Genomic DNA, 12,698 nt, shown 5'->3' on the forward strand with positions numbered 1-12,698 from the left:
AAAATTGTTAATTGTTAGTGGTTAGTGGTTAATAATTATTTCTCTACTCCCCACTCCCTCTTCTACTTACTATATTTTTCCACGACAGCCGCTAACTGAACTGTAAAAGTGGAACCTTCGGAAGGTTTGCTTTTTACAGAAATAGAGCCACCACAGCCTCGTAGTAGTTGCTGTACAATTGTTAGACCTAAGCCTGCACCACCAGGATCTTCTGATAGTAGGGGACGCACACGATAAAAGCGGTCAAATATTTTGGGAATTTCGCTTTCGCTAATACCAATACCACTATCACGAAATTCTAATTGAACATAATCGCCCTGAAGCCTTCCCCACACCCAAACTTGACCTCCATTGGGAGTGTATTTGATGCTATTAGAAAGTAGATGAATGACAATTTGCCTCAGTCCTCCACTAACACACCAAACAGCAGGGAGTTCTGTAGGTACGGTATAGGCTAGCATAATGCCTTTTTCTTGTGCTAGAGGCTGGTAGGTACTAACTACTCCAGGTACAATGTCTGCTAAGCATACTGCTTCTAAGTTCATTGCTTCTAAATTGCGCTCGATTTGTACCAGTTCCAATACACCATGAATGAGGGAATTTTGGCGATCGCATTGGGTGTTGAGCATTTGGGAGTAGCGCTGGCGCTGTGGATTTTTGAGGCTAGGCGAATTTAACAGACTTAAAGCAGTCTTCATATGCGTCAGAGGTGTACGCAGTTCATGACAGACATTGCTTAAGAATTCGTCTTTGAGTTGCAAACTCTTGTGTAGTGCTTGTTTTTGCCGTTCTATCTTGGCAATCCGTTTAGAAACAATTTGGCGGTTAATTTCATCTTGGCGTTGGAGTTGCTTTGTCAACAATCGACTCATCAATGCTGGTTCAGACACACCTGCACAAATCAAATGATCTGGTGCGATCGCCGAGTCTTCTGGCACTATTGCCTGTTTAATACCATCCAATACCTGCTGGATGATCTTTGGTTCAAAAGTAGATATTGTTAATAAAGTTTTATGATTTTTAATAGCTCGTTCAGCTACTATTAAGCTGCAAAATTTTGCTGATAACACTATCAAAAAATATTCTCGCTGCCTCTGATTTGGCAAGAATTGCAGACCTTTTTGAGATGAGGAAAATGGTTTGATATTTTCTCTATCCACTCCCCCTATTTCTACCTCCCCAAAATGACAATGATAAACAGATCCAGAATTACCTAATTGCTGTTGGTAATACTGAATTTCTGAATGCCAAATTTTTCCTGGTGGCAGCTTTACCCATAAAGTTGCGGGAATTTGCTGTTCTATTAGTAAGTCTATTTGTGACTTTAATAGTGATAGCAAAATAGCAGGAGTAACAGACGAAACTGGAGGAGGCGTTTGTACATCCAAAGCCAGCTGATATATTGATAGTTTCCGAACTAGAGAAACATTCATGAGTAAAGCAGATAAAGAAAATCTAGGAGATAGGAGATAGGGGATAGGAAATAGGGGATGGAGGATAGGGGATATTTTATACTGCTAACTTCCAAATTCTAAAACGTCGATTCAGTATTCAGAAATTCTCTTTATGGATGAGACAACAGACATGAGGAGACAAGCGAGAAAAATTTCTTCCTTCCCGTGTCTTCCTTGTCCCCTTTCTCCCCCTTATCTCCCTTATCTCTGATTCCACGATCCCCAATCTCCGACCCTAATATCTAGGCTTTAGCCCTTAGCCTTTCTTCTAATGCGTCGCGTGCGTGTTCTCTGTCATCAAAGTGGATTTTTTCGGTTCCGAGAATTTGGTAATCCTCGTGACCTTTACCAGCTAGCAAAACACCGTCTCCGGGTTGTGCTTCTAAAATAGCACTACGAATGGCAGTAGCGCGATCGCAGATTACTATTGGTTGAACTGTTTCCGGTATCCCTGCTAAGATGTCCTGCAAGATCCGCTCTGGATCTTCAGTACGAGGATTATCGGATGTTACGACTGCTACATCAGCTAGTTCAGCGGCTATTTTACCCATTTTTGGGCGCTTAGTCCTATCTCTATCTCCTCCGCAACCAAACACACAAATCATCTTACCAGGAATAAATGGACGCGAAGCTTTAAGCAAGTTCTCTAAGCTATCAGGAGTGTGAGCATAATCTACGATGACGCTGATGTCCTGTTGTGGATTCACCTGTACTCTTTCCATGCGACCGGGAACCCCCGGGAACTCTGGTATTGTAGATACCACCAATTCTAAATCTAAACCTAAGTGTAAAACTGCTCCTACCGCTGCCAAAAGATTTTCGAGATTATATTGACCGACTAGGGGTGAACGAAAAGTAGCATCACCTTCTGGTGTATGCAGTTTCCCGCTAACACCATTTGGTTCGTAACTTAAATCACTCATCCATAAGTCAGCAGTAGAATTGCTAACACTATAACTCCAAACTTGATCTGCATCTAAAGATGCAATTAATCGCTGTCCGTAGGCGTCATCGGCGTTAATTATTGCCCGCCCTTTGAGATAATCAGAATTAAATAGTAAAGCTTTTGCCGCAAAGTAATCTTCCATGTCGCGGTGGAAGTCAAGATGGTCTTGGGTAAGGTTACTAAATACCCCGACTTCAAACTTGCATCCCATGACTCGTCCTTGGGCCAAAGCGTGGGAACTAACTTCCATCACACCATACTCATTACCAGCGGCTATAGCTGTTGCTAGCTGGTGTTGTAGTTCGACTGCAAATGGTGTGGTATGAACAGCAGTTTGGGTAAACCCCGCCCAACGAGTATAGAGAGTACCCATTAAAGCTGTAGGTTTATTTGCTTGATTCAGAAAATATTCGATCAAATGGGTAGTTGTAGTTTTACCGTTTGTACCTGTGACACCCACCAATTTAAGTTTTTGCCCTGGATAGTCATAAAAAACTTGGGCGATTTGGGCGCAGGCTTTTATCATGTCTGTGGCGGTAATCACACAAGCCTCTGCTGTAGGAGGGTGTTTTTGTGCTGCATGAGGAGATATAATTGCCGCTACAGCGCCAGCTGCGATCGCGCTTTGCCAAAAGTCACCACCGTCAACCCGGGTTCCTGGCATACCAATAAACAAATCTCCTGGACTGGTAGCATGGGAATTTGTTGTTAATCCTGTTACCTCCCTATCCATTGCTGGATGTTGAGGTAAATGCAAAATCCCTTCTACAGTAGCTAATAACTCCCGCAGTTTCATGTTGTGAACCTCTTCAAAAAAGGGACTACAGACTAGGGAAAGAAATTTTAGATTTAGGATTTTGGATTGATCCAAAATCCTAAATTGCTAGCTTATAGCCTCTAGCTTCAAGTTCCTCACCCATAGCTTGCGCTTTATTCTGCACTATTTTCCCTTTTATACAAAGAGCTATAGATACTTCCGGAGTAAATTTTCCAACTGCTGCACTGATGCACGAGGAGAAGGACGGGGTATGAGTTGCATACTCTCTTGTGTATTGGTGGGATGGGTATCCTGTGCGCTATTTGATCGATGGGCTAAAAACAAGACAGGAACCTCGTATTGGTAAGCCCCAAACCAATCGTCACGGGTAGTAATATCTCGAATTTCTAGCTGTAGAGACGGAAAATTTCCCATCTCTACAATTTGTTCTAACTTTTCCTGTAATCCCTCACATAAATGGCATCCTGGTTTACTATATAAGATTAGTCGCATTTGTCTATACCAATTTTGACATTCCCAAGCAACAGACTTTTATTATTGTGCTTGCTAGAAGTAATTTTGCAAAATTCAAAAATCTTGATATTTTGGTTGCAACTAAAACACAGAGGAACGCAGAGTCAACAACAGAGGAACGCAGAGTATTTTTTCGCTACGAATCAATGAAACGCTGTAATTAGTTGGTAAGACTTTGGTTCGTGACTAGGGCTATTTTTATTCAGAGTCCGAGAAGAGATCAAGAATAAACAATAGATACTTTACTACTATCCAAGTCATAACGAGCGCCAACAATTTTGAGCTTATTTTGACGAACAAGTCTAGATAAAATTGTTGAATTCTCTTGTAACTTGCTTGCTTGATATTTAATGTTGGCTATAACTGCATTATCTTGTAAATTTTTTGTAGTCAATTTTGCTGTTTCTACAGCTGGTTTGATACCTTCAATGATTAAGCCCATTCTGCCAGAAACGGGTTTATCTTGAAGCGCCTTTGCGACTGCACCGCATCTTTTGTGACCCAAAACTACAATTAGTTGGGAACCCAAAACTGCGGTAGCATACTCTAGGCTGCCTATAACCGTGTCACAGACAACATTACCAGCTACTCGCACTACAAATAAATCTCCCAATCCTTGATCGAAGATAATTTCTGTCGGAACTCGAGAATCTGCACAGCCCAATATAGCAGCAAAGGGATACTGGGCTTGAGCAATCATTCGTATACGTTCTAGCGATTGATCGGGGTATTGACGTTTTTGCTGTACAAAGCGTTGGTTTCCAGCAAGTAGACGTTTTAAAGCTTGTTCAGGACTAACTGGATTGCGATTGGCTGCTATGGCATCAGTCAAAGTTTTTTTGGGGGCGATCGCTTGTTTGACATTGGCAGAAAGGTCACAACCAGCAACACTGGCCATCATACCAACACTTCCCACTCCTGCCAGTTTCAGGAAATGACGACGTCCAACAAATCCATTAATTCGACTCATTCATTTAGCTCAATAATGGAATCTACCTGCTTCAAGCTTGATTTGTCCAGGAAGATAACAATTTTTCTAGCTTTTAAGAGTAGGCATTGCAACGATTTAAGAGTTATTTAATTTTCATTAAAAAAGGTGTAAAGGTATAAGGGTGTAAGAATGTAGAAAAATCAGTAGATTTAATTAAGTGCAAATACTGGAATCAAATTATGTATTTATTGAACTTCTTGAATTTTTCATTTTTTATTCGGAATTACTTCACAGTTATAGGATTGTAATTAACTGTAATTAACGCCAAAATCGGGATAGGCAAACATGTGGAAAATTCTTGAATACTGAAAACTATGCGAGTATTTCAAGAAACAAAAATCCAGGGTGCGTGTCTCATAACTCTATTACACTACTTAAGTAATCGTTCATGATCCGACAATCTGCTTTTGGCACAGCTTTAAGTATGCTTGTCCTTGCTGGTGGGTTAACAACCACTTCACTAGGCCACACTTCAACAAAAAATTTGCTCGCAAGTCAAGCGTTACTAAGTCCATCATCTCAGGTTGCATCTAATAGCCTGGGGCTTAAGCCCCAGGCTTTCAAAACCACTGATTTGGAAAAATCAGTTTTTGATCAAATTAATCGCTATCGAATTTCTCTGGGTCTAAAAAAACTAACTCTAAATGCGAATATCTCTAAACAAGCAAGAATTCATAGTCAAAATATGGCTAGAGGTAAAGTCCCATTTAGCCATCAAGGATTTGAAAAACGAGTAAATGCAATTCCTATTCGCTACACAAGTGCAGCCGAAAATGTTGCTTATAACCAAGGATATAGCGATCCAGCAGCAGAAGCTGTTAATGGCTGGATTAAAAGTCCTGACCATCTGATCAATATTAAAGGCAATTACAATATGACTGGAATTGGTGTTGCGACTAATAGTAAAGGTGAAGTCTATTTGACACAAATTTTCATTCGGAATCGATAGATGGTTGGTTGTTGTTTGTTAATTGATTGCTACTAACTACTAACTAACAACTACAATAATGTAGTGTCTAACAGGATTTTTCTCCAGCAGACACTGCATTTATGATTGTAACAATTCATGGAATTACAAGATTTTCAAGTTTGCGATCGCGATCTGAGTGATACTACTCTATCCCATTATTTACAAGCTGAGGCGATCGCTGTTGATACAGAAACAATGGGATTAATACCGCAGCGCGATCGCTTATGCTTGGTACAACTGTGTAATAGCCAAGGACAAGTTACTGCCATCCGGATTGCTAAAGGACAAACCACAGCCCCTAACCTGAAAAAATTGCTAGAAGCGACCAATATCGTTAAGGTGTTTCACTTTGCCCGTTTCGATATCGCTACCTTACGTTACAATCTTGGCATTCACGTTAATCCAGTTTTTTGTACCAAAATAGCTAGTAAATTAGCCCGTACTTACACGCCACGTCATGGGTTGAAAGATCTGGTATTAGAACTAGAGCAAGTAGAATTAGATAAAAGTTCCCAAAGTTCGGATTGGGGAAACGCTGCTCAACTCACGGAAGCTCAACTCAGTTATGCTGCTAACGATGTGCGCTACTTACTCAAAGTTCAGCAGAAATTAATCGCGATGCTGGAACGAGAAGAACGTTTGCAATTAGCTCAAGAATGCTTTCAGTGTTTACCAACCATTGTTTCCCTAGATTTGTTGCAATTCAAGGATGTGTTTGAACATTAATAAAAATGTCAATTGTCAATAGTCTATTGACAATTGACATTGACCATCGACTAATATCTATACATCTTTTTCTGCTTGTTCTGTGTGTTCTTTCATCCGATCCACAACATTGTATGCACCAGCACTGGGAGGAACTTTTGCCTCTACAACACCCTCAGTTGCACCACCAATTGCTTTCCATGCAGCCAAACCGCCTCTAAGTTCAGATACATGTTCAAAGCCAGCGTTTCTCAACAGTTGTGCGGCTTGGGCTGTTTCTTCATCATTGCTACCGTAAATGTAGATATCACGGCTTTTTGCAATGGTTGCTGTAGCCCGGTCTACCAATTCATTTAATGGCATTGGCATTGCGCCTGTAATATGCCCTTGGTTGTGAACTTGGCGATCGCGCACATCCAGAATTGTTAAAGCAGGTTCTCCCCACTCTAAACGAGACTTTAATACATGAGCGTCAGACTGTGATTCAATTGGGGGTTGGGAAGGAATAATATTTTCTACAATTTTGTTATCCATAATTTTTCCTAGTTCATTAGATTAAGCACTTACCAAAGCCTGAAAACGCCAAGATATAAACAGCCTAGGCATCCTCCAGATTTGAGTCTCCCAGTACTTATGCAGAATTTGATTGACTGACCAAAATGTACCTAAAAAACCTACTAAAATTTCTCTTTCTTGAGAATGAAGCTGATAAATTTATGCCTATCTATCTAAAGGTATATTGCTTTTTTTAAAAATATCTTCGTACTGATTTACATGAATTTTGTAGTGTTTTTAAACGCAGCGATCGCAAAGGGGCGCAGAGTTTAGCTATGGTGATTTCGCTATGAATTTATGCAATTTTTTACTTACTGAGTTTGTAGATAAATTTTAATATTTAATCGAGTCTTAATCTTTAGAACATATAATACATTAACATCTTTTTATACTCAAATGCTTTACTAAATAAACTTTTACATGTATGGCAACATCTAAAAATCCTAATCATTTGGGTTTGATCAGTTTTTTGGAAAAACTTGACCCCCAATCAAAATTAGTATTTCTTAGCCTTGGTTTTGCCAGTGTTGGTTTGGTTTTATTTATTATCTGGAATATAATTGTCCGCCTCACTACTCCTCAACTTACCCTAGCTGCGGGAGATCCAGAAGGAGAAAGCTATATTATTAGCGAAGCTATTCAAAAGGTGGTAGAAAAGAACTCTAACATTAACATTAAATTAGTTGCAACAGGCGGTACAACACAAAACCTAGAAATGCTACAGGAAGGAAAAGCTGATTTAGTAACGGCTCAAGCAGATGTGATTGGGCAAGAAATGGATCTGATTGAAAGTCGTCAACCTCACTCAGCGACTTCTCAAATTAAATCCTCTCCACGGGCTGTAGCTGTGTTGTATCAAGATATGTTTCAGTTAGTTGTTAGAGATCCCAATATTAAGAAATTTGAACAACTCCGGGGTAAAACAATTGCTTTACCTGCTAAAGGTGGACAATATAAATCTTTTTTGAAAATTGCGGAACATTATGGTTTGGTAAAAAAAGATAAACCAGATGTGGTTATTTTAGGTTCACGAAGTAATTATTACGATGATAGGCAAGCAGAAGAAGACTTTAAATCAAAAAGAGCAGATGCATTATTTCGTGTCCGGGCTTTAGGTAATCTTGGTATTGCCAAGCTTGTCCAAGATCAAGATGGGCGCTTGCTACCAATTGCCCAAGCACAAGCAATGAAAATCAAGTATCCTGCCTTTGAAAGTGCGAAGATTCCCCAAGGGGCATACAGAGGTAATCCACCTATGCCGTTGGCTGAATTAGATACAGTCGCAGTAGATCGGCTATTGGTGGCTAGCGAAAACATCGACAATAATGTAATTCGAGAAATTACACGTATTATATTTGAAAATCGCCAAGAAATAGCAGATGCGATCGCTGAAAATCATGTCGAAGTCAAACCTTTAATTGCTAGTATTAGACGTCCCAGAGATAACGATGGTACAGGAATTTTTATTCATCCAGGGGCAATTGCTTTTTACGAACGAGATAAACCCTCTTTTGTTCAAGAAAATGCAGATTTTCTAGCTTTGATTTTAACAATTTTTCTCTTAGTAATCTCCTGGTTAAGACAACTAAAATTATGGGTAGAACGTAGTAAAAAAGATAAAGCCGATGATTATATTAATACGGCAATCAAACTGATGGATAAAGGTATAGGTAAGCTGGAAGATAGACAAAAACAACTTGATAATATTTTTAAAAATGCTGCCCAAGCTTTAATTGCTGAAAGAATTTCCCAAGAATCATTTCGTACTTTTAATGAAGCTTATAAAACTACTAGAGAAGCAATAGAAAGAGAAAAGGAAATCTCTTATCAAGAAATTGAGCAAAAACAAAGAGAAATTTCTGCGGAGTATATCAAAGCAGTTGTAGCATTATTACAAGATAAAACAATTAGCAAAGATTTACTGCAAAAAGAATTAGACCAAATTCTCGAAAAAGTAGCTAGCGACTTAATCGCCGAAAATATTTCTCAAGAATCCTATCGAACTTTTGTGGAAGCGTATAAAATTACCAGAGATGCGATTGAGCGAAAATAAAAAGACTTTGCGACCCTGCACTTTGAAAAATGCTACAGCCTGATGTAAAGGTGTAGTTAATGTTTGCGATCGCTACTCTTCAAACAGAGTTACTGTTACAGTTTCTCTTGGCAACTTGAGAGAATACCAGGGAACACACGGAATGTATTAAGGCGATCCTGTTGCTAAGTTACGGGCAGAACGAGAAAAACAAATTGATAGAGTTATAAGAGGGGAAGCATGAAGATAGTGCCAGACTCAAATTTAGTCATAAAAAATAAAAAAGGTGGCTTTTCAACCACCTGAACCAAAAAAATTCAATTCAAAAAATCTTAAGCCAACACAAAATCAACATCATTCGTTCCACCAGTTTCTGACTGACCAGAACGGAATTTTTGACCATTGACTTCTACAGCAAAAGGTGTGCCATCTAAATTGAGATTGTAGTCAGTTTTCTGATTGGTATATCCAACACTGGCGATCATCTTCCGACCTTGATCAGTGTAGAGAAAAGCCAACATTTGATTTTTTTGCTGTTTATTGTCGTATGCCCAAATGACCATATATTGATTACCTTGATAATCAAATATCTTAGGCGGACGATTCGGGACATAACGTCCCGCTTCACCAAAACTTTTATCTAGAAAATCTTGCACAGAGTTAGTTTCTACAGTTGCATAAGCAACTTCTTGGGGAGATGTAGCAACAGCGTCACCCTGACTTTCATCAACAACTTCTTCCTTACCACGGTTGCGAAAATAATCTACTGCGGCTTTAGTGCCAATAGCACCAATAGCGGCAATTCCAGTACCGATGAGTATGTTACGAAGTTTGTTATTATTCATCGTTGATTGTGATTGTTAAAAACATCACAGTTAATAGTCAAGGGTCAATAGTCAATTGTCAATGGTCATTGGTTTGGTTAGTGGTTGGTTGTTGTTCACTACTCCTCACACCCCTCACACTCCCCACACTTCCCACACTTCCCACACTCCCCATCACCCCATCACCCCACCTCTTCTTTGCACTCTCACCCTCGCCAGTTCGCCTGCTAACTTAATTGCTGCTTTCATACTGGTTGCATCGGCGATTCCCTGACCAGCAATATTAAATGCTGTACCGTGATCTGGTGAGGTACGAATAAAAGGTAGACCTATAGATGTATTGACGGCGCGGTCAAATGCCATTAATTTGACCGGAATTAGACCTTGATCATGGTACAGTGCCAGGTAAGCGTCTGCGGCTTTGGTTGAATCAACGCCACTGTACCAGGCTTTACCTGGATCAACCCACATTGTGTCGGGTGGAATTGGGCCATCTAGACGCCATTGCGGACGTTTTTGGCGTTCTTGCTCTAACCAAGGAAGAATTTTTTCTTGCTCTTCACGTCCGATTTGTCCCTGTTCACCACTGTGGGGATTTAAACCCGCGATCGCAATTTTGCCACTCTCAAGACCAAAGTCGTTCTCTAAACACTCCACCAGCAAATCAAGTTTTTTTGTTAGTAATTCTGGTGTCAATACTTCAGGTACTTGACATAAAGGTATATGTGTAGTGGCTAGTAAACATCGTAGCATCCAATCACTGTGGGGCGATCGCGCTACAAACAACATGCCATATCTATCTGTACCTGATTTCTCAGCTAAGAGTTCTGTTTGCCCTGGATAATCGTATCCTGCTGCTTTCCAAGCTGATTTGGCAATCGGAGCAGTAACTATTGCATCGAATTCACCTTTTTGAGTGTGGGCGATCGCACGTTCCAAATAGGCAAAACTGGCTGCACCACTCGCCGCATTACCTGTCCCAATCAAAATTTCGCTTTTAATTTGTTCCTCTAACGCTACATCTAGAATTGACAAGTTTTCTGGATTAGCTAAAGGTACTAAATTTCCACTAACGAGAACTTTGGTGTAATTTTCCAAAAGTAAATCTTGGCTACCTACAACCGTCACATCAAAATTCTTACTTATTTGTGGGTCTGCCAAAGCTTTTAAAATTACTTCTGGTCCAATTCCAGCTGGATCTCCTAAAGTAAGCGCTAGGCGTGGACGATGCTGTGGTGGTGATATGAAGTTGTTTTGATGCGATTGAGACTGAGACATATAAACGATTTTCTCAACACAGCTTGTAACTTTCCTTAATTAAAAGTGCCCAGATGCGATAATCTTAAGTGTCCACTACTGTTGCGGGAAAGGGGATCAGGGATCGAGAAAAGAATAAATTCAAATCTTACAATTAATTACTCTGCTTAATCTTTCATAGGTTAATCTGAAACCGATTTTAAAGAAGAATCTGACAGATAAATTGACCAAACTCAGATCCACCAAAGCAATTTCCAATCCAAAATTTCATAATGATGTGAGAATCTGTGTCACAATACTTCATATTAGTTTAATCCTAACAGCAGCTAGGAAAGGCTCTGGTAAACTTAACTTAATTCAACAATTCGTAAAGGAGAACTACAACAAATGGGCGGCGAAATGTTTAATGCAGCTCTACTATCCTTTGGCTTGATTTTCGTAGGCTGGGCTTTAGGTACTTTGTTACTAAAAATTCAGGGTGCAGAAGAAGAGTAATTCTTGCCCTGAAAACTTTTGAGACCGAGAGGCTTTGCTGTAGTCTCTCGCTCGTGTCACCACTTTAAAAGAATGTAAACTTTTGTTTGTTAGTGCGATTCTGTTAAGATTTTATTCATAAAAGTTTAAGTTTCGCAAATAACCCTCATGACGTTATTAATAGTCGGTGCCACTGGCACCTTGGGAAGACAAGTGGCCCGTCGTGCCATTGATGAGGGGTATAAAGTACGTTGTCTTGTCCGGAGTGCTAAGAAAGCCGCATTTCTCAAAGAATGGGGTGCGGAACTTGTACCGGGAGACCTGTGCTACCCCCAGACATTAACAACTGCATTAGAAGGTGTTACCGCAGTCATAGATGCGGCTACATCTCGTCCTACCGATTCCTTAAGTATTAAACAAGTGGACTGGGAGGGCAAGGTATCCTTAATTCAAGCGTGTTTAGCAGCAGGTATAGAGCGTTTTATATTCTTTTCCATACTGGATGCCGACAAATACCCAGAAGTACCACTGATGGAAATTAAGCGGTGTACAGAAATTTATTTGGCAGAATCGGGCTTAAACTACACCATCTTGCAACTAGCTGGTTTTATGCAAGGCTTGATTGGTCAATATGGCATCCCTATTTTAGAAAATCAGCCAGTTTGGGTAACGGGTGAATCTTCGCCCATTGCCTATATGGATACTCAAGACATAGCTAAATTCGCAATTCGGGCATTAAGTATACCAGAAACTGAAAAGCAGACTTTTCCGGTTGTAGGTACTCGTGCTTGGAGTGCAGAAGAAATAATTAGCTTGTGCGAACGCCTATCAGGCAGAGAAGCAAGAGTAACACGAATGCCAATTAATTTACTACGTACAGTCCGCAAAATGTTGCGGTTCTTCCAGTGGGGATGGAATGTAGCAGATAGGCTGGCATTTACAGAAGTACTGGCGAGTGGTAAACCTCTCAATTCTCCGATGGAGGAAGTGTACCAAGTCTTTGGCTTTGATGTTAAAGACACCACAACCCTCGAAAGCTATTTGCAAGAGTACTTCAATCGCATTCTCAAGAAGTTGAAAGAGCTAGACTACGAAAAAAATAAAAAGAAAAAAGAGAAAAAGACTCCTTTTAAAAAAATTAATAGTTAATGGTTGGCGGTTGGTTGCAGCAAACAACAAACAACAAACAACTAACAACT

General features: G+C 40.0%; 12 protein-coding genes. 5 read left to right on the forward strand and 7 right to left on the reverse strand.

All coding sequences use genetic code 11. The annotated features are described in order from the left end of the window. Window positions 1-62 precede the first annotated feature (62 nt). From UYK_RS0100320 to UYK_RS0100335, 4 genes are all read right to left on the reverse strand, one after another. Window positions 63-1,433, reverse strand: coding sequence for a DICT sensory domain-containing protein (locus UYK_RS0100320; protein WP_009459686.1), 1,371 nt, complete (start codon window positions 1,431-1,433; stop codon window positions 63-65). 263 nt (window positions 1,434-1,696) lie between these two features. Then, entirely contained in the window at window positions 1,697-3,196 is a 1,500-nt protein-coding gene (locus tag UYK_RS0100325; RefSeq protein ID WP_009459684.1) for a UDP-N-acetylmuramoyl-L-alanyl-D-glutamate--2,6-diaminopimelate ligase, read from the reverse strand. Between the two features lie 168 nt (window positions 3,197-3,364). Next, complete coding sequence (locus UYK_RS0100330; protein WP_009459675.1) at window positions 3,365-3,670, reverse strand: glutaredoxin family protein; 306 nt, start codon at window positions 3,668-3,670, stop codon at window positions 3,365-3,367. Between the two features lie 241 nt (window positions 3,671-3,911). Beyond that, on the reverse strand, window positions 3,912-4,661 hold the full coding sequence (locus tag UYK_RS0100335; RefSeq protein WP_009459673.1) for a carbonic anhydrase: 750 nt from the start codon (window positions 4,659-4,661) through the stop codon (window positions 3,912-3,914). A 409-nt stretch (window positions 4,662-5,070) separates the two neighbouring features. Here UYK_RS0100335 and UYK_RS0100340 point away from each other — a divergent pair, with 409 nt between their 5' ends. Next, on the forward strand, window positions 5,071-5,631 hold the full coding sequence (locus UYK_RS0100340; RefSeq protein ID WP_009459671.1) for a CAP domain-containing protein: 561 nt from the start codon (window positions 5,071-5,073) through the stop codon (window positions 5,629-5,631). A gap of 117 nt (window positions 5,632-5,748) precedes the next feature. Further along, the gene (locus tag UYK_RS0100345; protein ID WP_009459669.1) at window positions 5,749-6,378 is read left to right on the forward strand and encodes a ribonuclease H-like domain-containing protein; all 630 of its coding nucleotides are present in this window, start codon (window positions 5,749-5,751) and stop codon (window positions 6,376-6,378) included. A gap of 57 nt (window positions 6,379-6,435) precedes the next feature. On the opposite strand, the gene UYK_RS0100350 is transcribed toward UYK_RS0100345, so the two are convergent. Further along, a complete protein-coding gene (locus tag UYK_RS0100350; RefSeq protein WP_016870689.1) occupies window positions 6,436-6,891 on the reverse strand; it encodes a rhodanese-like domain-containing protein in 456 nt (151 codons plus the stop codon). Window positions 6,892-7,336: 445 nt separating this feature from the next. On the opposite strand from UYK_RS0100350, the gene UYK_RS0100355 reads away from it, so the two are divergent. Continuing rightward, window positions 7,337-8,965: a TAXI family TRAP transporter solute-binding subunit gene (locus tag UYK_RS0100355; RefSeq protein WP_016870690.1), complete on the forward strand. Its 1,629-nt coding sequence runs from the start codon at window positions 7,337-7,339 to the stop codon at window positions 8,963-8,965. 311 nt (window positions 8,966-9,276) lie between these two features. On the opposite strand, the gene UYK_RS0100360 is transcribed toward UYK_RS0100355, so the two are convergent. Beyond that, window positions 9,277-9,789: a hypothetical protein gene (locus UYK_RS0100360; RefSeq protein ID WP_009459661.1), complete on the reverse strand. Its 513-nt coding sequence runs from the start codon at window positions 9,787-9,789 to the stop codon at window positions 9,277-9,279. Between the two features lie 153 nt (window positions 9,790-9,942). Next, window positions 9,943-11,046 (reverse strand): 4-hydroxythreonine-4-phosphate dehydrogenase PdxA, encoded by a 1,104-nt coding sequence (gene pdxA, locus UYK_RS0100365; RefSeq protein ID WP_016870691.1) that lies wholly within the window; start codon window positions 11,044-11,046, stop codon window positions 9,943-9,945. A gap of 366 nt (window positions 11,047-11,412) precedes the next feature. Here pdxA and petM point away from each other — a divergent pair, with 366 nt between their 5' ends. Both petM and UYK_RS0100375 read left to right on the forward strand, forming a co-directional pair. Then, a complete protein-coding gene (gene petM, locus UYK_RS0100370) occupies window positions 11,413-11,520 on the forward strand; it encodes a cytochrome b6-f complex subunit PetM (RefSeq protein WP_009459657.1) in 108 nt (35 codons plus the stop codon). Between the two features lie 147 nt (window positions 11,521-11,667). Continuing rightward, window positions 11,668-12,648 carry an SDR family oxidoreductase gene (locus tag UYK_RS0100375; RefSeq protein ID WP_009459656.1) on the forward strand — a complete coding sequence of 327 codons (981 nt, stop codon included), beginning with the start codon at window positions 11,668-11,670 and terminating at the stop codon, window positions 12,646-12,648. Window positions 12,649-12,698 lie beyond the last annotated feature (50 nt).

It is taken from the genome of Fischerella thermalis PCC 7521, assembly GCF_000317225.1.
In the GTDB taxonomy this organism is placed as follows: domain Bacteria; phylum Cyanobacteriota; class Cyanobacteriia; order Cyanobacteriales; family Nostocaceae; genus Fischerella; species Fischerella thermalis.